21 protein-coding genes and 2 tRNA genes are annotated in these 20,111 nt (G+C 71.4%); 17 read left to right on the top strand and 6 right to left on the bottom strand.

From position 1 onward, the window contains the following. On the top strand, window positions 1-796 hold a 796-nt coding region (locus tag D9V37_RS20735; RefSeq protein WP_232524938.1), incomplete at its 5' end, for a Dyp-type peroxidase. A gap of 265 nt (window positions 797-1,061) precedes the next feature. Here D9V37_RS20735 and D9V37_RS14905 read toward each other — a convergent pair. After that, window positions 1,062-1,134, bottom strand: a tRNA-Arg gene (locus D9V37_RS14905). A gap of 197 nt (window positions 1,135-1,331) precedes the next feature. Here D9V37_RS14905 and D9V37_RS14900 point away from each other — a divergent pair. The 3 genes from D9V37_RS14900 to D9V37_RS14895 are packed head-to-tail and all read left to right on the top strand — an operon-like array spanning window position 1,332 to window position 3,738. Beyond that, window positions 1,332-2,597, top strand: coding sequence for an LCP family protein (locus D9V37_RS14900; RefSeq protein WP_121806983.1), 1,266 nt, complete (start codon window positions 1,332-1,334; stop codon window positions 2,595-2,597). Then, entirely contained in the window at window positions 2,594-2,755 is a 162-nt protein-coding gene (locus D9V37_RS20515; RefSeq protein WP_198412579.1) for a hypothetical protein, read from the top strand. The genes D9V37_RS14900 and D9V37_RS20515 overlap by 4 nt, the downstream gene beginning before the upstream one ends. 38 nt (window positions 2,756-2,793) lie before the next feature. After that, window positions 2,794-3,738, top strand: a complete 945-nt coding sequence (locus D9V37_RS14895; protein ID WP_121806982.1) for an aldo/keto reductase — start codon at window positions 2,794-2,796, stop codon at window positions 3,736-3,738. Between the two features lie 16 nt (window positions 3,739-3,754). On the opposite strand, the gene D9V37_RS14890 is transcribed toward D9V37_RS14895, so the two are convergent. The 3 genes from D9V37_RS14890 to D9V37_RS14880 all read right to left on the bottom strand — a co-directional run bounded on the left by D9V37_RS14890 (window position 3,755) and on the right by D9V37_RS14880 (window position 5,268). Next, window positions 3,755-4,144, bottom strand: a complete 390-nt coding sequence (locus D9V37_RS14890) for an MscL family protein (protein WP_121806981.1) — start codon at window positions 4,142-4,144, stop codon at window positions 3,755-3,757. 42 nt (window positions 4,145-4,186) lie between these two features. Continuing rightward, window positions 4,187-4,816 carry a CpaB family protein gene (locus D9V37_RS14885; protein WP_121806980.1) on the bottom strand — a complete coding sequence of 210 codons (630 nt, stop codon included), beginning with the start codon at window positions 4,814-4,816 and terminating at the stop codon, window positions 4,187-4,189. A gap of 68 nt (window positions 4,817-4,884) precedes the next feature. After that, window positions 4,885-5,268 (bottom strand): FmdB family zinc ribbon protein, encoded by a 384-nt coding sequence (locus tag D9V37_RS14880; RefSeq protein WP_332835755.1) that lies wholly within the window; start codon window positions 5,266-5,268, stop codon window positions 4,885-4,887. 36 nt (window positions 5,269-5,304) lie between these two features. On the opposite strand from D9V37_RS14880, the gene D9V37_RS14875 reads away from it, so the two are divergent. Continuing rightward, window positions 5,305-7,794 (top strand): penicillin acylase family protein, encoded by a 2,490-nt coding sequence (locus D9V37_RS14875; RefSeq protein WP_121806979.1) that lies wholly within the window; start codon window positions 5,305-5,307, stop codon window positions 7,792-7,794. On the opposite strand, the gene D9V37_RS14870 is transcribed toward D9V37_RS14875, so the two are convergent. After that, window positions 7,781-8,383, bottom strand: a complete 603-nt coding sequence (locus D9V37_RS14870) for a 5-formyltetrahydrofolate cyclo-ligase (RefSeq protein WP_121806978.1) — start codon at window positions 8,381-8,383, stop codon at window positions 7,781-7,783. The genes D9V37_RS14875 and D9V37_RS14870 overlap by 14 nt on opposite strands. A 23-nt stretch (window positions 8,384-8,406) precedes the next feature. Between D9V37_RS14870 and D9V37_RS14865 the strand changes: the two genes are divergently transcribed. The 7 genes from D9V37_RS14865 (at window position 8,407) to D9V37_RS14835 (ending at window position 13,671) form a co-directional block, all read left to right on the top strand. Next, window positions 8,407-9,804 (top strand): UTP--glucose-1-phosphate uridylyltransferase, encoded by a 1,398-nt coding sequence (locus D9V37_RS14865; RefSeq protein ID WP_121806977.1) that lies wholly within the window; start codon window positions 8,407-8,409, stop codon window positions 9,802-9,804. Window positions 9,805-9,829: 25 nt separating this feature from the next. Then, window positions 9,830-11,068 carry a molybdotransferase-like divisome protein Glp gene (gene glp / locus D9V37_RS14860; RefSeq protein WP_232524937.1) on the top strand — a complete coding sequence of 413 codons (1,239 nt, stop codon included), beginning with the start codon at window positions 9,830-9,832 and terminating at the stop codon, window positions 11,066-11,068. Beyond that, window positions 11,068-11,544: a cyclic pyranopterin monophosphate synthase MoaC gene (gene moaC / locus D9V37_RS14855; protein WP_121806976.1), complete on the top strand. Its 477-nt coding sequence runs from the start codon at window positions 11,068-11,070 to the stop codon at window positions 11,542-11,544. The genes glp and moaC overlap by 1 nt, the downstream gene beginning before the upstream one ends. Next, window positions 11,541-12,026 carry a MogA/MoaB family molybdenum cofactor biosynthesis protein gene (locus D9V37_RS14850; RefSeq protein WP_121807824.1) on the top strand — a complete coding sequence of 162 codons (486 nt, stop codon included), beginning with the start codon at window positions 11,541-11,543 and terminating at the stop codon, window positions 12,024-12,026. The genes moaC and D9V37_RS14850 overlap by 4 nt, the downstream gene beginning before the upstream one ends. Window positions 12,027-12,033: 7 nt before the next feature. After that, entirely contained in the window at window positions 12,034-12,633 is a 600-nt protein-coding gene (locus D9V37_RS14845) for a GNAT family N-acetyltransferase (protein ID WP_121806975.1), read from the top strand. 82 nt (window positions 12,634-12,715) lie between these two features. Beyond that, a complete protein-coding gene (gene sepX, locus D9V37_RS14840; protein WP_121806974.1) occupies window positions 12,716-13,528 on the top strand; it encodes a divisome protein SepX/GlpR in 813 nt (270 codons plus the stop codon). A 67-nt stretch (window positions 13,529-13,595) separates the two neighbouring features. Beyond that, window positions 13,596-13,671: transfer RNA gene (locus D9V37_RS14835), tRNA-Ala, on the top strand. 185 nt (window positions 13,672-13,856) lie between these two features. On the opposite strand, the gene D9V37_RS20290 is transcribed toward D9V37_RS14835, so the two are convergent. Next, window positions 13,857-14,027 carry a hypothetical protein gene (locus tag D9V37_RS20290; protein ID WP_158604485.1) on the bottom strand — a complete coding sequence of 57 codons (171 nt, stop codon included), beginning with the start codon at window positions 14,025-14,027 and terminating at the stop codon, window positions 13,857-13,859. A gap of 83 nt (window positions 14,028-14,110) precedes the next feature. Between D9V37_RS20290 and D9V37_RS14830 the strand changes: the two genes are divergently transcribed. The 5 genes from D9V37_RS14830 to D9V37_RS14810 all read left to right on the top strand — a co-directional run bounded on the left by D9V37_RS14830 (window position 14,111) and on the right by D9V37_RS14810 (window position 20,111). Continuing rightward, window positions 14,111-15,805 carry an FAD-dependent oxidoreductase gene (locus D9V37_RS14830; protein ID WP_121806973.1) on the top strand — a complete coding sequence of 565 codons (1,695 nt, stop codon included), beginning with the start codon at window positions 14,111-14,113 and terminating at the stop codon, window positions 15,803-15,805. Next, entirely contained in the window at window positions 15,802-17,025 is a 1,224-nt protein-coding gene (locus tag D9V37_RS14825) for a cytochrome P450 (protein ID WP_121806972.1), read from the top strand. The genes D9V37_RS14830 and D9V37_RS14825 overlap by 4 nt, the downstream gene beginning before the upstream one ends. A gap of 34 nt (window positions 17,026-17,059) precedes the next feature. Then, entirely contained in the window at window positions 17,060-17,698 is a 639-nt protein-coding gene (locus tag D9V37_RS14820; RefSeq protein WP_121806971.1) for a TetR/AcrR family transcriptional regulator, read from the top strand. Beyond that, window positions 17,685-18,431: an SDR family NAD(P)-dependent oxidoreductase gene (locus D9V37_RS14815; RefSeq protein WP_121806970.1), complete on the top strand. Its 747-nt coding sequence runs from the start codon at window positions 17,685-17,687 to the stop codon at window positions 18,429-18,431. Before D9V37_RS14820 ends, D9V37_RS14815 begins: the two co-directional genes overlap by 14 nt. Window positions 18,432-18,590: 159 nt before the next feature. Further along, entirely contained in the window at window positions 18,591-20,111 is a 1,521-nt protein-coding gene (locus tag D9V37_RS14810; protein WP_121806969.1) for an AMP-binding protein, read from the top strand.

The following is a 20,111-nucleotide window of genomic DNA, read 5'->3' as shown; positions in this document are numbered from 1 at the left end:
CCACCGGCCCCCGCTGCTGCGCGATCTCGCGACGCTGCCCAGCGACGCCCTGCAGCCCGCGCTGACCGGCGGCGACCTGTCGCTGCAGGCCTGTGCCGACGACCCGCAGGTGGCCTACCACGCCATCCACGACCTGGCCCGGATCGCGCGCGACACCGGCACCGCCTCGACCTTCTGGACCGTCATCGGATTCGGGCGCGCCTCGGCCGGGAAGAACCAGTCCACGCCGCGCAACCTGATGGGCTACAAGGACGGCACCCGCAACCTCAAGGAGGAGCCGGACTTCGAGCGGTTCGTGTGGGTCAAGGACGGCCCGTCGTGGCAGCGGCACGGCAGCTACCAGGTGGTGCGCAAGATCCAGATGCACATCGAGAACTGGGACACCAACCGGGTCAGCAACCAAAACGACGTCTTCGGCCGGCACAAGGTCTCCGGCGCCCCGCTCAGCGGCGGCACCGAGTTCACCACCCCCGACTTCGCCAAGACCACCGGCGGCGAGGCGGTCATACCCGCCACCTCCCACATCGCGCTGGCCGCTCACGAGAACAACGACGGCCTGAAGATCCTGCGCCGCGGCTACAACTACTCCGACGGGATCAACTCCTACGGCCTGCTCGACGCCGGCCTGCTGTTCATCTCCTACCAGAACGACCCGGCGGCCTTCGAGACGCTGCAGACCAAGCTCGGCGCCTCCGACCAGCTCAACGAGTACATCTCGCACGTCGGCTCGGCGGTCTTCTTCGTGCCCCCGGCCCCGCGGGAGGGCTCCTACATCGGGGAACCGATGTTCCGCTGAGGCGTCACATCTCCGCGCGTGTGGGGCGGTGAGGCGTCGCTTGTCCGCATGTCCTGTGTGGTGAGGCGTCGCTTGTGCGTGCCCCGGGTTCAGGCCAACCGGTTCTGCTTTCGGTCGGCTCGCACGTCACCGTTTGGTGGTGGTCTCGCCGAGTCGTCGCACTCCCGCACCACCGTGAAGCGCGCTTCGCGCGGCGGGCGCCGCTGCGCGAATGCGACGACTCGGCTCCCGCCTCCCTTGCTCGCTTCGCTCGCGGCGGTCGACGTGCCCCAGGCCAGAGTCGAACTGGCGACCTTTCGCTTAGGAGGCGGCTGCTCTATCCACTGAGCTACTGGGGCGTGCCGCACATCCTCCCATCGCCCGACCGGGGCGGTGCAGGTCGGCCGAGCCGGGCGTCCGGATCAGGCGTCGACCGCGCGTGTGAGCGCCGGGTTGCGAGCGGCGTGTTGGAGTCTGCTGGGGCGACCCAGCACAATAAGACTCAGATTCCCGTGCCCGAGCCGACTGGGCCACCGACCTTCCCTGGGGTCCAGACTTGTCAGACCACGTACCGAAGCGCCGCGCGAGCACCGCGACCGGCCGCGGCCGACGTGTCGCCAAGCGACTGCTGGTGGTGGGGCTGTCGCTCGTTTTGATCGTCGGCGCCGTCGGCGTCGGTCTCTACAAGCACTTCGAGGGCAACATCACCAGCCTCAGCGGGCTGAACACGCTGAAGGACCGGCCGACCAAGGTCCAGACCGGCTCCAAGGAGCCGCTCAACGTGCTGGTGATGGGCTCCGACACCCGCAAGGGCCAGGGCAAGGCCGTCGCCGGCTCCACGCCCGGCCTCTCCGACACCACGATCCTGCTGCACCTGTCGGCCGACCGCTCCTCGGCGTACGGCGTGAGCATCCCGCGCGACACGATGGTCGAGCGGCCCGCGTGCAAGCGCAAGGACGGCAAGGGAACCGACCCGGGCGGCCTGACCCAGTTCAACGCGGCCTTCGCCATCGGCGGTGCGCTGTGCACGATCACCACCGTCGAGCACATCACCAACGTCCACATCGACCACTTCGTGGTGGTCGACTTCAACGGCTTCCGCAAGATGGTCGACGCCCTGGGCGGCGTGCAGGTGTGCGTGCCCGAAGAGGTCAACGACACCACCGGACGCATCCACCTGGCCGCCGGCACCTACAACGTCACCGGCGAGCAGGCGCTGGACTACGTGCGGGTGCGGCACGGCATCTCCGCCAACGGCGACATCGGCCGCATGAAGCGGCAGCAGACCTTCGTCGCGGCCATGATCAAGAAGGCGGTCTCGGCCGGCACGTTGGCCAACCCGGTGCGGCTGCTGAAGTTCCTCAACGCCGCCACCAGCTCGCTGACCACCGACCCCGGCTTCGCCCACCTGCGCCAGCTGGCCTCGCTGGGGGAGTCGCTGAAGAACATCGGCCTGGACAACGTCCAGTTCGTCACCGCACCCTGGCAGCCCTACCCCGAGGACACCAACCGGGTGGAGCTGACCGCCGCCGCAGCCGGGCTATGGAAGGAGATGCGCTACGACCGGCCGCTCGGCTCGGCGTACACCTCCCAGGTGGTCAAGGCCTCCGACAGCACCCCCAGCAGCTCGGCCAGCTCCAGCAGCTCGGCCAGCCCGAGCAGCGGCGCGTCGGCGAGCAGCAGCCCCTCGGCCTCGGCGAGCAGCGACGTCGACTACGGCGACGCCGCGGTGCAGGCCGGCACCTTCACGCTCAAGAACAACAAGGCGCAGACCGAGGAGCAGAAGAAGGAGACGGCCGAGGAGAACGGGCTGTGCACGTGAGCTCGCCCGAGCTCACGCCCGAGCAGCGCCGCCGGCTCGCCGAGGTCTTCGGCGACGACACCGACCAGACCTCCGACGACACCCCGGAGCCCGGCGAGCGCGCGGGTCGCGACGACGCCTGGTGGCGTGCGCAGCGGCCGCCGCACCACGGGGGCTGAGCCTCCGCCAAGATTCGGCAGCCCGGTACGTTCGCAGCATGGACTTTCGACGTCTGGGACGTTCCGGCCTGGTGGTCTCCTCGGTCGGGCTGGGCACCAACAACCTGGGGATGAAGCTCGACCTCGACCAGAGTCGCGAGGTGGTCGACGCCGCCCTCGAGGCCGGGATCACGCTCTTCGACACCGCCGACTCCTACGGCGCCTCCGAGGAGCGGCTGGGCGAGCTGCTGCAGGGCCGGCGCGACGACGTCGTGCTGGCCACCAAGTTCGGCAGCGACGTGCGCAGCCGCGGCCTGGACAACGGCGAGGACTGGGGCGCCCGCGGCTCGCGCCGTTACGTGCGCAAGGCCGTCGAGGCGTCGCTGCGCCGGTTGCGCACCGATTGGATCGACCTCTACCAGCTGCACCGCCCGGACCCGGCCACGCCGATCGAGGAGACGCTCTCGGCGCTCGACGACCTGGTGCGCGAGGGCAAGGTGCGCTACCTGGGCAGCTCGAACTTCACCGGCTGGCAGGTGGCCGAGGCGGACTGGGTCGCCCGCTCGACCCACCTCGAGCGATTCGTCAGCGCCCAGAACGAGTACTCGTGGCTCGAGCGCGGCGTCGAGGCCGACCTGGTGCCGGCCCTGGAGCACTACGGCGTCGGGATGCTCCCGTACTTCCCGCTGGCCAGTGGTCTGCTCACCGGCAAGTACCGGCGCGGCGAGGAGGCGGCTGCGGGTACGCGCATCAAGGACTGGGGCATGGAGTCGCGGTTGACCGACGAGGTCTTCGACGTCGTCGAGGCGCTGGAGTCCTTCGCCAAGCAGCGCGAGATCGGGCTGCTCGACATCGCGATCGGCGGCCTGGCCGCGCAGCCGAGCGTCGCCAGCGTCATCGCCGGTGCCACCTCGGCCGAGCAGGTGCGGGCCAACGTCGCCGCCGGCGCGTGGACGCCCACGGCCGGCGACCTCGCCGAGCTCGACGAGATCACCGGCCGCTGAGCGGGCTGCGCCAGGTTCAGGCGGTGGGGCCTGCCGGCCCCGCCGTGCCACCGCGCTGGGCCACGAGGGCGTCGCGGATCTCGGTGAGCAGCGCGATGTCGGCCGGGGTGCCCTCGGGCTCGGCCGGGAAGAACCGCTCCTTGGCCTTGGTGTAGGGAAGCACGATCGCGTAGTAGACGACTGCGGCGATGATCAGGAACGAGAGGACCGCGGTGATCCAGGCGCCGACGTGGATGCCGCCCGGGGTGTAGTCGCTGAAGTTCGGGGTGCCGCCGATCTTGCCGATCAGGTCCATGATGATCGTGACGGTGGCCGTCACGACGGCAGCGAAGGCGGCGGCCATGATGAACGCGGTCGCGAGTTCGATCAGGTTGCCGCGCAGGATGAAATTCTTGAAGCCCGTCATGAGTCGTGCCTTTCTGTGCTCCCAAGATCTGACGGGTGGACACTAATCGGTCCACACGACGCCGAGGTAGCCGCCGAGCCCGGCGGCCGTCACGGCCACCGCGTCGTCCTCGGCCACCGCGAGCAGCACCAGCCGCCCGGTGGGTTCCTCGCCGGTGGCAGGAGTCTGCGAGACCGAGGGGACGGTGACCACCTGGGCGCCTCGGCTGAGCAGCCGGCCCGAGCCGTCGCCGCGCGGGTCGCCGGCCACGACGTCGACCCGGTCGCCGGCGTGCAGGAGCGCGGCGGCGCCCGCGTCGCCCAGTCGCACCGGCACGACGTCGCGACCCGGGTAGCGCGCCCCGACGGCACGGCCGACGACGCTGAGATCGCTGAGCTGCTGGCCGGCCCGCACCGGCGCGACGAGCGCCCGGCCGATCAGCGTGCGGGCCGGTGGTGCGTGGGCGGGGACGTCGCCCGCCGGGAGCGCCACCGTGCGCAGGTCGGCACGGTGCAGCACCGCCCCGCCGGCCAGGTCGTCGGCGGCGACCCACACCGCCACGGTGGCCGGCGCTGCGGGCCGGGCTGCCTGCAGGCCGAGCGCCACGGCCGCCGCCGCAGCGAGGGCGGCGAGCAGCCGACGGTGCAGCAGCAGCCGCCGTCGCAGCTCGCGCAGCAGGTGGTGGACTCTCACGTCGAGGACGCTAGCCACGCCCCCGGACCACACCGGGGCGTCATCCACAGCCAGGGAGAAACCGCAGGTCAGGAGGTGCTGGAGCTGCTCCCGCTCGCGCTGGAGGAGGTCGAGGACGAGCCCGAGCCGGAGTCCGAGGACGACGTCGAGGATGACGTCGAGGACGACGTCGCCGAGTTGCTGCTGGACGTGGCCGAGGAGTCGGACTTCTCCGAGGAGCCGCCCTTCGAGGCGGAGTCGCGGCTGTCGGTGCGGTAGAACCCGGAGCCCTTGAAGACCACGCCGACCGCGTTGAACACCTTGCGCAGCCGGCCGCCGCACACCGGGCACTCGGTGAGCGCGTCGTCGGAGAAGCTCTGGAACTCCTCGAAGAAGTGGCCGCACTCGGTGCAGGAGTACTGGTAGGTCGGCACGTGCCCCTCCTCGAACTGGTGCTGGCACTCGCCAGACACGAGTGCTAACTCTACGACCCGGCACAATATGCCGCGATGTCCAGCCCGACCGAGCAGCCCGAGCGCCCTCCCCGGGGCGACCGCTTCTCGGACTGGCCGGCGCCCGCCCGCTACGTCGTGCAGGGCATCGTGCTCCTCCTGCTGCTGGCGGTGATCGCGGCGATCGCCGGCGTGGTGGTGGTGCGCCGCCCGCTGCCCCAGACGTCCGGGACGCTGCGGCTGCCGGGCCTCGACCGGCGCGTGAGCGTCTACCGCGACGCCCACGGCGTCCCGCAGATCTGGGCCTCCACGAGCGAGGACCTGTTCCGCGCCCAGGGCTTCGTCGAGGCCCAGGACCGGTTCTGGCAGATGGACGAGCGCCGCCACGCGGCGTCGGGCCGGCTGGCCGAGCTGCTCGGCGAGCGGGCCGTGCCGCAGGACCTCGTGGCGCGGACGATGGGCTTCCGCGCGGTGGCGCAGCAGGAGCTGGACGGGCTCTCCGACGACACCCAGCGCGCGCTCACGGCCTTCAGCGAGGGGGTGAACGGCTGGCTCGACCAGCACTCGGGCGGCGACGCGTCGCTGGAGTACACCGTGCTCTCGCTGAGCACCGACTACCACCCGGCCGACTGGACGCCGGTGGACTCGCTGACCTGGTTCAAGCAGCTGGCCTGGCAGCACAGCGGTGGGGTGTCGCAGGAGATGACCGGCGCCGACCTGGAGGTGGGCCGTACGTCGAGCGACACCGACGACCTCGACCCCGGCTACGACGCCGGTGACCACCCGCCGATCGTGCCGTCCTCGCAGGCATCCATCCCCGGTGCCGGGGTGGGCGCCGACACCCCCGGCGGCAACGCCTGGGTGGTCTCGGGACGCCTCACCACCACGGGCCAGCCGCTGCTGGCCGCCGACCCGCACCTGGACACCTCCCTGCCCGGCGAGCTCTACCAGGTGGGACTGCACTGCCGCACGGTCTCCGCGTCCTGCCCCTACGACGTCTCCGGGCTCACCTACGCCGGCGTGCCCGGGGTGTTCTCCGGTCACGACGCGAAGGTGGCCTGGGCGCTGAGCGACCTGCACGCCGACGACACGGACCTGTACCTGGAGAAGGTCAGCGGCGGCTCGGCGCTCGTCGGCGACCAGGAGCAGCCGTTGACGACCCACGACGAGCAGATCCGGGTGGCCGGCGGCCGGACCCGCACGATCACGGTCAGGAGCAGCCGCCACGGCCCGTTGCTCTCCGACGTCTCGGCTCGGCTCTCGAGCACCGGGGCCAACGCAGCGGTGCCCGACGGCTCGCCCGACCGCGGCAGCGGGTACGCCGTCGCGGTGAGCTGGCCGGGACTGACGCCGTCGCGCTCCTTCGACGCGATCCTCGCGCTCGACCGGGCCCAGGACTGGACCGACCTCCAGGCGGCCGCGGCGCTGCTGACCTCCCCGGCCTCGGGCATCGTCTACGCCGACACCGCGGGCCACATCGGCTACCAGGCCACCGGCGCCATCCCGGTGCGGCCCGCCGGTGTCACCGGCCGGCTGCCGGTGCCCGGCTGGCTGCCGGCGGACGACCCCACCGGGCAGTTCGTCGCCTACGCCGACCTGCCGACCAGCCTCGACCCGGCCTCCGGGATCATCGTCGCCGCCGATCAGGCCCCCAGCACCGGTTCGGCGAGCAGCTCGGGCTGGGACGAGGGCTACCGCAGCGCCCGGATCCTGCGGCTGCTGCGCACCGGGATGCAGGAGGGCGCCCGGATGCGCCTGGCCGACATGTCGCGGATCCAGGGCGACACCCGCAACCCGATGGCGCCGATCCTGGTGCCCTACCTGCTCGACGTGCCGTTGCACTCCTCCTACCAGGCCTCGGGCCGGCGGTTGCTGGCCAGCTGGGACTACGCCGAGCCGCCCGGGTCGTCGGCGGCCGCCTACACCAACGCGGTGTGGCGCAACCTGCTCGCCCTCACCTTCCACGACCAGCTGCGCCGTTCGCTGTGGCCGGACGGCAGCACCCGCTGGATCGCGGTGATGGCCGACCTGCTGCAGCACCCCGACGACCCGTGGTGGGACGACGCCGACACCACCAAGGTCGAGCACCGCGACGACATCCTCGAGCGCGCGATGCGCGCCGCGCGTACCGAGCTGGTGCGCGGCCAGGCCCGCGAGCCCGGCCAGTGGACCTGGGGACACTTCCACCGGCTGCGGCTGGCCAGCCCCCTGGTGGGCGGGCTCGGCGGGCTGCTGCTGGACCGCGACGGCGGTGGCGCGGCGGGCGGCGTCGGCTCGGTCGCCCAGACCTCCTGGGACGCCTCCCTCGACACCGGGGACCAGAGCGACGTCTACGACGTCACCACCGCACCGGCCGCCCGCATGGTCGTCGACCTCGGCCACCTCGACCGCAGTCGCTGGGTGGTGGCCACCGGCGCCTCGGGCCACGCCTTCGACGGCAGCTACCTCGACCAGGCGGGTCTGCTCGCCGACGGTCGCACCATCGGTTGGCCCGCCTCCCTGGCCAGCGTGCGCCGGCAGGCGGCCGACGTCCTCACCCTGCGGTGAGCCGCCGCACGCCGTCCTCGGTGACGACGGCGCTCACCGGCCGGTCGTGGGCCTCGGTGGGCACGGCGTCGAGCACCTCGGCGGCGTTGAGCACGATGCACACGAAGGTGCCGACCGGCACCCGGGCCAGCGCGCGGTCGTAGGAGCCGCCGCCCCGGCCCAGCCGACGACCGCGGCCGTCGACGCCGAGACCGGGCACGAGCACCACGTCGGCGGTGGCGACGGTCGCGGGCCCCAGCAGCGGCCCGACCGGCTCCAGCAGCCCGCGGCGGGCGGGAGCCAGCGAGTCCGGTCCCCGGTAGAGCGCCCAGTCGAGATCGCCGTCGGGCTGCAGCGCCGGCAGCACGACGCGCTTGCCGGCGTCGGTGAGGGCGTCGAGCAGAGGACCGGTGCCGGGCTCGCGCCCTACTGACACGTAGGCCGCCACGGTGGCTGCGCGGCGCACCTCGGCCTCGTCGAGGAGGTGCTCGGCGACCAGCTTGGCTCGGCTGGCGATCTGGGCCACCGACACCTCCCGACGGGCGGCGAGCAGCTGATCGCGCAGGGCCTCCTTGCTCGCGTTGACGGGGCTGGGTTCGCGGTGCGACACGCCCGCAGCCTAAAGTCGTTGACATGGGTGGCAAGGAGAGTCGTGGCCTGTCGATGGCGCAGGCCAAGATGGCCGAGGCCGGCGTGGACCAGGTCGCGATCGACGTCTTCTCGCACTACTACCGGCTGGTCCAGCACGGCGAGACCGGGATGATCCCCGAGTCGGCCATCGCGCCGGTCAACGCGCCCGCCCTGGCCGACCAGGAGGTGCCCGAGGACGCGCAGCTGGAGGCGATCCGCGCGACGGCCGTCATCAAGCTCAACGGCGGCCTGGGCACGTCGATGGGGATGGACCGCGCGAAGTCGTTGCTGTGCGTGCGGCGCGGGCTCTCGTTCCTCGACGTCATCGCCCGGCAGGTGCTGCACCTGCGCAAGGAGTACGACGCCCAGCTGCCGCTGGTGCTGATGAACTCCTTCCGCACCTCCGAGGACACCCTGGCCGCGCTCGCGCGCTACGACGACCTGGCCGTCGACGGCCTGCCGCTGGAGTTCCTGCAGAACAAGGAGCCCAAGATCCGGGTCGACAACCTCGAGCCGGTCACCTGGAGCCTCGACCCCGAGCTGGAGTGGTGCCCGCCCGGGCACGGCGACATCTACACCGCGCTGCGGGGCACGGGTCTGCTCGATGAGCTCATCGACGCCGGCTTCCGCTACGCCTTCGTCTCCAACTCCGACAACCTCGGCGCCACCCCCGACAAGGCGGTGGCCGGCTGGTTCGCCCGGAGCGGCGCACCCTTCGCCATCGAGGCGGTGCGGCGCACGGCGGCGGACAAGAAGGGGGGCCACTTCGCCACCCGGGTCAACGACGGCCGCATCGTGCTGCGCGAGACCGCCCAGACCCTGCCCGAGGACCTGGCCAAGCTGCAGGACCTCGACCAGCACCGGTTCGCCTCCACCAACAACATCTGGTTCGACCTGGTGGCGATGCGCGACGAGCTCGACCGCCGCGACGGCATCTTGGGCCTGCCGCTGATCCGCAACGAGAAGACCACTGACCCCAGCGACGCCGCGAGCCCGAAGGTGATCCAGATCGAGACCGCCATGGGCGCGGCCATCGAGGTCTTCGAGGACGCCCGCATCATCGAGGTCACCCGGGCCCGCTTCATCCCGGTCAAGAGCACCAGCCAGCTGCTGGTCCTGCGCTCCGACGCCTACGACATGGGCCCCGACTTCGGCCTGGACCTGGTGCCCGACGAGACGCCGTTCGTCGACCTGGAGGGCCCCTACAAGCTAGTCGGGGAGTTCGACAAGCGCTTCCCGTCGGGGGCGCCGTCGCTGCGCCGGGCGCACTCGCTGGTGGTCAAGGGCGACTGGACCTTCGGCGAGGGCGTCAGCGTCGTGGGCGACGTCGAGCTGGACGGCAACGGTGGCCGGATCGCCGCGGGCACCGTGCTGGAGGAGCAGAGCCCCCCCAGCCATTAGCCTCGACCTATGCCTGAGGACCTCCGTGAGTGACGACCTGACCCCGGTCGACGTCCACCTGCAGCGGATCCTCGACCAGATCGAGCCGATTCCCGCCTACGACCAGCCGCTGCTGGAGGCCATGGGCCTGCCAATCGCCGAGGACATCGTGGCGCAGGCACCGCTGCCCGCCTTCGACAACTCAGGCATGGACGGCTACGCCGTGGTGTTCAAGGACGTCGCGGAGGCCTCCGAGCAGCGACCCGTGCACCTGCCCGTGGTCGGGGAGGTGGCGGCCGGCGGCGCAGCGCGCGCGGTGACCGCGATGTCGCCGGGCACGGCGGTGCGGATCATGACCGGCGCCCCGGTGCCGCAGGGCGCCAGCGCCGTGGTGCCGGTGGAGTGGACCGACGCCGGCACGGTCAAGGTGCAGATCAGCCGGGCGCCCACGCAGGGCCAGCACATTCGGCTGGCCGGCAGCGACGTGCAGAGCGGCGACGCGCTGCTCAGCGTCGGCGACCTCATCGGCCCGCGCCAGATCGGGCTGCTGGCCTCGGTAGGTCGCTCGCGGGTCTCGGCCCGGCCGCGGCCGCGCGTCGTGGTGATCTCCACCGGCGACGAGCTGCGCGAGCCCGGTGAGCAGCTGGGGCCGGACTCGATCTACGACGGCAATTCCTACATGCTGGCTGCCTCGTGCCGCGCCGCCGGGGCGATCGCGTACCGGGTGGGCATCGTGCGCGACGACCCGCAGGGCTTCGCCGAGGCGCTCTCGGACCAGCTGGTGCGCGCCGACGTCGTGGTCACCAGCGGCGGGGTCAGCATGGGTGCCTACGACGTCGTCAAGGAGGTGCTCACCGAGCAGGGCGGCGTCAGCTTCGACGAGGTGGCGATGCAGCCGGGCAAGCCGCAGGGCTTCGGCTTCGTGGGCGAGGACCACACGCCGATCTTCACGCTGCCGGGCAACCCGGTCTCCTCCTACATCTCCTTCGAGGTGTTCGTGGTGCCCGCGCTGCGCAAGATGATGGGTCGCTCCGTGCTCTCGCGACCGATGATGCGGGCCGTGACCACCACCGACATCACCTCGCTGCCGGGCAAGAAGCAGTTCCTGCGCGGGAGCTACCAGGTGGCGCGCGGCGGGGCGACGGTGGCGCAGGTCGGCGGCGCCGGCTCGCATCTGATGGGCGACCTGTCGGCGGCCAACGCCCTCATCGTGTGCAGCGAGCAGCAGACCTCGATCCCCGCGGGCACCCCGGTGCCCGTGCTGGTGCTCGACCGGGACTTCTGATGCCCGACGGTGCGCGGCTGACCCACGTCGACGAGTCCGGTGCCGCGCGGATGGTCGACGTCTCGGAGAAGGACGTCACCGCCCGGGTCGCGACGGCCACCGGCCGCGTGCTGGTCTCGGCCGAGGTGGTGGCGCTGCTGCGCGGCGAGGGGGTGCCCAAGGGCGACGCGCTGGGCGTGGCGCGGGTGGCCGGGATCATGGCGGCCAAGCGCACGCCCGACCTGGTGCCGCTGTGCCACCCGCTGGCCATCTCCGGGGTGAGCGTCGACCTCGACGTCGGCGACGACGCCGTGCACATCAGCGCCACGGTGCGCACCACCGACCGCACCGGCGTGGAGATGGAGGCGCTGACCGCGGTCAGCGTCGCGGCGCTCACGGTGGTCGACATGGTCAAGGCGGTCGACAAGGCCGCCGTCATCACCGACGTCCGGGTCGAGGCCAAGAGCGGCGGCCGGTCGGGGGAGTGGACCCGATGAGCCTCACCGCCGCCGTCGTCGTCGCCTCCAACCGTGCCGCGGCCGGCGTCTACGAGGACACCACCGGCCCGCTCATCGTCGAGGCGCTGCGCGACCTCGGGTTCGAGGTCTCCGGTCCCGAGGTGGTCTCCGACGGCGAGCCGGTGGGGCAGGCCATCCGCCTCGCGGCCTCGACCGGCGCGCGGCTGGTGGTGACCACCGGCGGCACCGGGCTCACGCCCACCGACCGCACGCCCGAGGTGACCGCGGAGCTGCTGGACTACCAGGTGCCCGGCCTCGCCGAGGCGATCCGGCAGTACGGCACCGCCCACGGCGTCGCGACCGCCGCGCTCTCGCGCGGTCTGGCCGGCGTCCACCGGCAGACGCTGGTGGTGAACCTGCCCGGCTCGCGCGGCGGGGTGAAGGACGGTCTGGCGGTGTTGGGTCCGGTCGTCGTGCACGCGGTCGAGCAGATCGCGGGCGGGGACCACCCCCGCTCATGAGGCCGGCATGACGCGCGGGTGGCCGGTGGAACTGCGCTCGCGCGGGATCTGGCTGCGGCCGCTGGCCCGCTCGGACCGTCGTGCCTGGCACGAGGCGCGCGAGCGCAACCGCGAGTGGCTGCGGCGCTGGGACGCGACGTCGCCCTCGGGAACGCACCCGCCGCGGACGTTCGCCTCGATGGTGCGGCTCTACCACCGGCAGGCCAACGCCGGGCAGACGATGCCGTTCGCCATCGAGTACGACGGCCGGCTGGTCGGGCAGATCACCGTCAACAACATCGTCCGCGGGTCGGGGCAGTTCGCCTCGGTGGGCTACTGGATCGACCAGGCCTACGCCGGTCGCGGCATCACCACCCGGGCGCTGGCGATGGTCATCGACCACTGCCTGTTCGTGGCCGGGCTGCACCGCGTCGAGGTCGCCATCCGTCCCGAGAACGCGGCGTCGCTGCGGGTGGTCGAGAAGCTCGGCATCGCCGAGTACGGCTACGCCCCGCGCTACCTGCACATCGACGGCGAGTGGCGCGACCACCGGCTGTTCGCGATCACCGTCGAGGAGTGCCCGGGTGGGCTGCTGCGGCGGCTCGACGGGGCCTCGGGCTCCGCATAGTCACACCAGTCACATCAGTTCCCAGGCGACACACCGTTCACGCTGCGCGGTGAGCCCGGTCACCGCTCCTACGCTCTGGCGTGTGGACCTCAGCGCACTCATCTTCGTCGTCCTCGCCGTCGCCTGGGCCGGCTACCTGCTCCCCCGGGCCCTGCGCCGGCACGAGGAGCTCGCCGCCAGCCGACCGCTGGACAGCTTCTCCGACACCATGCGGGTGCTCGAGCGCACCCCGGCGACGATGAAGGCGCTGCGGACGCCGCCACCCGCCTCCGTCACCGCGCGTGTCGAGGTGGAGCGCGCCCTGACCCGGGCCGACAAGAAGGCCAAGCACGACGCGCTGCGCACCGAGGCGCGTCCGGTGCCCGCCTCGACGACCTACGCCGCCACCGTCCGGCGTCGTCGCGTGCTGCTGGTGCTGCTGGCGGTCACCGCGCTCGTCGCCGGTGCCGCCGGGCTCGGCCACGTGCCGTGGCTCTCGGTGGTCGTGCCGGTCGTCCTCGTGCTCGGCTGGCTGGTGCTGTGCCGGCTGATGGTGCGTCAGACCCCGGCCCGTGCGGCCGCTCCGGCTCCCGCGCCGGTCGCCACCTCCGCGACGGCTCCGGTGGCCGACCCGGCCGCCACCCCCACCGCCGAGCCGTCCTACCCGGTCGCGCACTCGGTCACCGCGAGCGACCTCGAGACCGACGGATCGCTGTGGGACCCGCTGCCGCTGACCCTGCCGACGTACGTCTCCAAGCCGGCGGCCCGCCGCACGGTCCGCACCATCGACCTCACCCAGGTCACCTCCTCGGGCCACGACGCCGGCGACTCCCGGCTGGCCCGCGAGGCCGCCGCCGCGGCGGCGGCCAAGAAGGCCGAGGACACCGAGCCGGTCCGCAAGGTCGCCGGCGCCTGAGCCCTGCCGATTGGGGACGCCCGGCCGGCGGGTGATACCTTCGTCGTCGCGCTGATGGCAGCGCACTGGGGCTGTGGCGCAGTTGGTAGCGCGTCTCGTTCGCAATGAGAAGGTCAGGGGTTCGAATCCCCTCAGCTCCACCACGAACCCGTCACTCAGCCGGATTGGTCTCCTATCGCGGCGGCGCAGGTCCGGTTCGGGGTTCGACCCCCATCCTCGCGTACCGCTCAGGGTGGTGGGTGCGGCCCGGGCGCGCGGGGAACCCGCAGCTGCCGTGCGACAACGCTCCACGACGTGGAGGCCGGTGCAGCCTGTCCGACGCGGATGCTCAGGGCAGGAGGCGGTCGGGGATGGGTACGGCCATCGACAGGATCTCGTCGTCCTGATACTGGCGGCTCGCGTGGTCGGCCTCGAGGTGCAGGCGAACCTCCGTGACGAGGTCGTCGCCGGTGCGACCGAACAGCCTCGCCCCGCAGGGGCAGCTCAGCCTCAGTGCCATCTCGACCTCCTGCCGTTGATCAAGTTAACAATCTTTGTCATGATGAGGCAAGACTTCGTGTCGGACGGTTGGAGCCGCTCGCTGTGACGCATGTGATCACCCAGAACTGCTGCAACGACGCGGCGTGCGTCCCGGTGTGTCCAGTCAACTGCATCCATCCCACGCCCGACGAGCCCGACTACGCGACCGCGGAGATGCTGTACATCGACCCGCAGGGCTGCATCGACTGCGGTGCGTGCCTCGACGTCTGTCCGGTGGGGGCGATCGCGCCCGATTTCGACCTGCCGGATCGCTTCGTGCCCTACCTCGACCTGAATGCCGGCTACTACGAGGACCCGGTGCGGGCCTCCTACGCCCAGAACCCCAAAAGGACCCGGCGGCGGCGGTGGGAGGCAGATGCGACCCGCTCGCTGAAGGTGGCCATAGTGGGATCGGGGCCTGCGGCCTGCTACGCCGCTGAGGAGCTGCTCGCCCAGCGTCACCTGGGGGCCCAGGTGGACATGTTCGAGAGGTTACCGGTGCCGGGGGGTCTCGTGCGCTATGGCGTCGCTCCTGACCACCAGGCCACGAAGTCGGTCACCGATACTTTCGCCCGCACCATGCGGCGTCAGGGGTTCCGTCTGTTCCTCAACGTCGAGGTGGGCACTCACCTGACCCATGAGGACCTCATGGGTCGCTACCACGCCGTCGTCTATGCCGTCGGAGCCATGAGCGACCGGCCGCTCGATATCCCCGGTGAGGACCTGGCCGGCAGTCACTCCGCGACCGAGTTCGTCGCCTGGTACAACGGCCATCCCGACTTCGCCGATCGCTCGTTCGACCTGTCCGGCGAGCGGGCGGTGGTGTTCGGCAACGGCAACGTCGCGCTGGACGTCGCCCGCGTGCTAGTCAGCGACATCGACCGCCTCCGCCGCACCGACATCGCCGACCACGCCCTCGAGCAGCTGGCGGCCAGCGCCGTGCGGGAGGTGGTGGTCGCGGGTCGCCGCGGTCCGGCGCAGGCGGCCTTCACGACACCCGAGCTGCTGGGACTCGTGGATCTCGCCGACGTGGACCTGGTCGTCCGCCGAGACGAGCTCGTCGTCGAGCATCCGCAGGACGACGGCGACCGTTTCGTGATGGGCCCTCGCAAGACCGAGCTCCTCAGGCGGCTGGGGACCGAGGAGCCGGCACGCGAGCGCAGGGTGACGATGCGCTTCCTGGCCTCACCGGGTGAGATCCTGGGCTCCGAGCGCGTCGAGGGCGTGCGCCTGCTGCACAACGAGCTCGTCGAGCAGGACGGGTCGCCGATCGCCAGGCCGACGGGCGCGTACGAGGACCTCTCGTGCGGGCTCGTGCTGCGCTCTGTGGGCTACCGGGGCAAGAACGTCGGAGGCCTGCCGTTCGACGACACACGCGCGATCCTGCCGAACGACCACGGACGCGTCCTCGAGTCGGCGCTCGGCGCGGTTCTCCCTGGCGTGTTCGTGACGGGGTGGATCAAGCGGGGACCCTCCGGCGTCATCGGTACCAACAAGAAGTGCGCCAAAGAGACGGTCGGGGCCCTGCTCGACGACTTCGTCGAGGGCCGACTGCCGACGCCGCGGCTCTCCGACGATCTGGTGGACGCCTTGCCGGAGCACCTGGACCTCCAGGGGTGGCGAGCGATCGACCGCGCCGAGGTGCAGGCCGGCGAGGCGTCGGGCCGGCCCCGGGTCAAGCTGACAAGGGTGGACGACATGCTGCGGACGGCGCACGGTGGCCTGGTCGCAGCCGGTGCCGGGTCGGAGGAGCGATGAGCGCGAGCGAGGTGCAGATCGAATTCGACCACCACTCCCCGGAGTTCGCCGCCGACTCCGAGCGACGGTTCCCCCGGTTGCGGACGGTGCCGGCCGCGCTGAGCTGGAGCGAGAGCTACGGCGGGTTCTGGGTCGCCACGAGCTACGACCTGGCTCGCGCAGTGATCGCCGACCAGGAGCACTTCACGGTCGAGCGAAGCGCCGACGGGACCAAGGGCGGCAAGCTCATCCCGACCTCGGCGAAGGCCCCGGCCATCGTCCCGGGGATCCTCGACGGCGAGGCGCACGACCGCCTGCGTCGGCCGTTGCGATCCCTCTTCGCCAAGGCGCACGTCGACCGGGTCGTCCAGCCCACGGTCACCGCCCTGGTCGAGTCGTTCCTGGACGAGGTGGTCGACTGCGAGGAGTTCGACTTCACCCAGCGCTTCAGCTTCCGCCTCACCGTGAACACGATCTTCGAGTTCGTCGGCCTGGTGGAGGTGCCCGATCGCGAGCGCTTCATCTTGATGCTGGAGGACGCATTCGCCATCGACCCAGAGGCCGGAGGCGATCGCGACCGCATCGCCCAGGCGGCCGCGGCGGAGTTCGCCGCGGCGTCGGAGATGGTGCGCGCGGCGGTCCGGTCACGGGTCGCGGCACCACGCGAGGACCTGTTGTCGAAGATGGTGGACCCCTCGACGCAGCTGAGCGAGGACGACGTCGTCGCCCTGACGCTCTCGATCATCCTCGGCGGGGTCCGGACGACCGCCGCTGCGCTGGAGAACGTCGTGGAGCACCTGGCTCGCCATCCCGAGCTGCGCACAGAGCTCATCGAGGATCCCGAGCTCATTCCCTCAGCGGTCGAGGACATGCTGCGCTTGTTCGCGATCACCCCGCTCGTCGCCCGCACGGTGACACAGGACCTGGAACTCGGTGGGCAGCACCTGAAGCGGGGCGACCGCATCGCCGCACTCATCGCCACCGCCAACCTCGACGAGGAGCAGTTCCCGGTCCCTTTGGAAGTGGAGCCGGAGCGGCAGGACGGCATGCACCTGACCTTCGGGATGGGCACGCACTACTGCATGGGCTTGTGGCTGGCTCGACTCGAGCTCCGCACGGCCGTGGTGGGGATCCTGCAGCGGATGCCGGACTACGAGATCGGGGCCGGTGCCCGGCGGTTCGGAAAGCTCGGGGTGAACAACGGCTTCGCGACCCTGCCGATTCGGCCGAACCTGGCCTAAACGACACTGTCCGTTAACGGGGTACGATCCCACCATGGGCAACGCCGTCACACGCCAGCGCATGGTGGGCAGTGCGGATGTGCGTGCGTCGCGGACGCGCGCGAAGCTGGTCGACGCGTTCGCCGGGCTGGCCGAGCTGCCCGAGCCGGTGACGGTCAGCGCGCTGGTGCGGCGAGCCGGGGTCAACCGCACGTCGTTCTATGCGCACTTCGCGAGCCTGGACGCACTGGCGGTCGAGACGTTGACCGAGGTGTTCGACCTCGTGGCGTCCATCGACACGACCGGGCGTGGATGCGGGCACGATGCCGAGACGAGTGAGAAGTCGTTGCTGGAGGTCGCACGGTTCGTCGGTGCGCGGCGCGAGGTCTACGGGCCGCTGCTGCGCTCGGGCGACTTCTACCAGGCGGTCGAGGACGCGTTCACGGCTCAGAACGTGCGGACGCTGAGCGCCGTTCGCGACCTGCCGGACGATGTGGACCCGTTCGTGCTGGCCCGCTTCGTAGCCGCCGGTGCGCTCGGCGTCGTCGCGTCCTGGCTGCGCGAGGGGAACGACCTCTCGGCGCAGTGGGTCGCCGTCCAGCTGCGTCGGGTGCTGCCGGCCTGGTTCACCACCGACTCGCCGGTCGACGAGGCGTCGCCGGTCTCGAGAGGGGATCACCATGGGAAAGCTTAAGGGCGCGGTCGCCATCGTCACCGGCGGTGCCAGTGGCATGGGCGCCTCCCACGTGCGGGGACTGGTCGCCGAGGGGGCGCAGGTCGTCGTCGCGGACATCGCGGAGGATGCCGGCCGGGCGCTGGTCGACGAGCTCGGCGACTCCGCCCGGTTCTTCCGGCTCGACGTCACCGTCGACGAGCAGTGGGCCGCTGTGGTGGCCTACGCCGAGCAGGAGTTGGGCCCGGTCACGATCCTGCTCAACAACGCCGGCGTCGTGCAGTGGAAGCCCTGGGAGGCGGTGACGACCGCCGAGTGGCGCCGGGTCGTGGACATCAACCTGACCGGTCAGTTCATCGGCATCCGCGAGGTGGTGCCGTCGATGCGCAGAAGCGGCCACGGCGTGATCATCAACGTGTCCTCGACTGCTGGCCTGATCGGCTTCGCCAACGAGGCGGCGTATGTGGCGTCGAAGTGGGGTGTGCGCGGGCTGACCAAGGCGGCCGCGCTGGAGTTCGCTCCGGATCACATCCGCGTGCTGTCCGTGCATCCCGGTGGAGTGGTGACGCCGATGACCAAGGACGTGACCGAGGAGTCCTACCGCCAACAGCCGATCCCGCGGCTCGGTGAGCCGGACGAGGTCACCAAGCTCGTCCTCTTCCTCGCCGCGGATGCGACGTACAGCACCGGCTCGGAGTGGGTTGTCGATGGGGGAGCGGTGCTGGGCCCGGTCGTCCCCGTCCCGGTCGAGTGACGCGACGGGCGGGTCCAGGTCCGGTCGACACCCCCGTCCTGCGTGTCGTGGAGATGCCGCATGCCCTCGCGGGTGCTCCGCCCGGCGCCGACGCACGCCGCAACTCCCTCCTGACGTCCCGAGGTTGCCAACTTGTAAAAGATAACTATATTGCGGAGCGTGCTGGTGCGTGACACGATCCCCGCCGCCGCTGCCTACGCCGCGACGCACTGGGCCGACGAACCGGCAATCCACCAGGGCTGTCGGCGCCTCACCTTTGCCGAGTACGTCGACCGGGCGGGCGGCGTCGCGAACGGACTTGTGGCGCGAGGCGTCACCCGCGGTGACCGGATCGCGGTGTGGGCACCGAACGGCGTCGACCACGCCGTCGTGCTTCTAGGGCTCCAGCTCGCCGGTGGCGTGCTGGTCCCGGTCAACACCCGCTTCCGCGACCGTGAGGTGAGCCAGTTGCTGGCTGACGCGCGGGTGTCGGTGCTGGTGACGGTGGAGGAGTTTCTCGGTCGGCGCTACGCCGACGAGGCGCGCTCGCTCGACCTGCCGGACCTGCGCGAGGTGCTCACCGTGGACACGGTCCCCGACTGGTCGCTCGCCGGGCCACCTCCGGCCGACCTGACCAGGGGTGAGGACATCTCGGCCATCCTGTTCACCTCTGGCACGACGGGTCGCCCCAAGGGTGCGATGCTCCGTCACGACGCCCTGGTCCGCGGATACCGGGAGTGGAGCGCGCTCACCGGCATGCGGCACGGCGACCGGGTCATGGTCACCAACCCGTTCTTCCACGCGTTCGGCCTGAACGTCGGCCTGCTCGCACCGCTCATCCACGGTGCGACGGCATACCCGGTCGCGGTCTTCGACCCCGGGAGCGTCCTCGCGTTGTTGCGCAGCGAGCGAATCACCTACTACCCGGCGCCGCCCACGGTCTTCGTGGCGCTGTCCGATCTCGTGCGCGCCGAGGGTGGGGGTCCGTTGCCGTCGCTGCGCTCGGCGGTCATCGGGGCGACCGTCATCCCCAGGCCCACGGTCGATGCGATGTACGACGTGCTTGGCGTGGATGACGTGCACGTCCCATACGGGTTCACCGAAGCGAGCGCGCTGGCCACCGTCACCCGCCGCGGCGACAGCCGTGACGTTGTCTGCGGTACGGCGGGCCGACCGCTCCCCGACATCACGGTGCGGATCCTCGATCCCAACGGCGTGCCGGTCGCACCGGGTGAGACGGGCGAGATCGAGGTCAGCGGTTACGCCGTGATGCCTGGCTACCTCGATCCGGAGACTGGGCAGGAGCAACGGCCAGGCACCGGCGGGGTCGTCCGCAGTGGCGACCTGGGCCACGTCGACGCGGCCGGCAACCTCGTGATCGACGGCAGGATCAAGGACGTCGTCATCGTCGGCGGGTTCAACGTCTACCCCGCCGAGGTCGAGGCCTGCCTGGTCGAGCACCCGGCGGTGGCCGAGGTCGCGGTCGTCGGCCGGCCCGACGACCGGCTCGGCGAGGTCGCCGTAGCCTTCGTGGTCCGCCGGGCCCCTGTCGACGAGCATGAGTTGGTCGCCTGGTGTCGCGACCGCATCGCCAACTTCAAGGTGCCCAGGGCCGTCGTCGTGGTGGACGGACTCCCGATGAACGCCTCGGGCAAGGTGCTCAAGCGCGAGCTGCGCGCCCAGCTTCCAGGGGGGCGATGA

Origin of the sequence: Nocardioides mangrovicus, assembly GCF_003674065.1 — a bacterium.
In the GTDB taxonomy this organism is placed as follows: Bacteria; Actinomycetota; Actinomycetes; order Propionibacteriales; family Nocardioidaceae; genus Marmoricola; species Marmoricola mangrovicus.
The sequence above is the reverse complement of the archived record's forward strand: the minus strand, read 5'-3'. Positions and strand labels throughout refer to the sequence as shown.

Excerpts from the sequence above, each read along its gene's own strand:
- D9V37_RS14825 (WP_121806972.1), top strand. The coding sequence starts at position 15,802 with ATGAGCGCGAGCGAGGTGCAGATCGAATTCGACCACCACTCCCCGGAG.
- D9V37_RS14820 (WP_121806971.1), top strand. The coding sequence starts at position 17,060 with ATGGGCAACGCCGTCACACGCCAGCGCATGGTGGGCAGTGCGGATGTG.
- D9V37_RS14815 (WP_121806970.1), top strand. The coding sequence starts at position 17,685 with ATGGGAAAGCTTAAGGGCGCGGTCGCCATCGTCACCGGCGGTGCCAGT.
- D9V37_RS14865 (WP_121806977.1), top strand. The coding sequence starts at position 8,407 with ATGGGTGGCAAGGAGAGTCGTGGCCTGTCGATGGCGCAGGCCAAGATG.
- D9V37_RS14850 (WP_121807824.1), top strand. The coding sequence starts at position 11,541 with ATGAGCCTCACCGCCGCCGTCGTCGTCGCCTCCAACCGTGCCGCGGCC.
- D9V37_RS20290 (WP_158604485.1), bottom strand. The coding sequence starts at position 14,027 with ATGGCACTGAGGCTGAGCTGCCCCTGCGGGGCGAGGCTGTTCGGTCGC.
- D9V37_RS14845 (WP_121806975.1), top strand. The coding sequence starts at position 12,034 with ATGACGCGCGGGTGGCCGGTGGAACTGCGCTCGCGCGGGATCTGGCTG.
- D9V37_RS14895 (WP_121806982.1), top strand. The coding sequence starts at position 2,794 with ATGGACTTTCGACGTCTGGGACGTTCCGGCCTGGTGGTCTCCTCGGTC.
- D9V37_RS14875 (WP_121806979.1), top strand. The coding sequence starts at position 5,305 with ATGTCCAGCCCGACCGAGCAGCCCGAGCGCCCTCCCCGGGGCGACCGC.
- moaC (WP_121806976.1), top strand. The coding sequence starts at position 11,068 with ATGCCCGACGGTGCGCGGCTGACCCACGTCGACGAGTCCGGTGCCGCG.
- D9V37_RS14890 (WP_121806981.1), bottom strand. The coding sequence starts at position 4,144 with ATGACGGGCTTCAAGAATTTCATCCTGCGCGGCAACCTGATCGAACTC.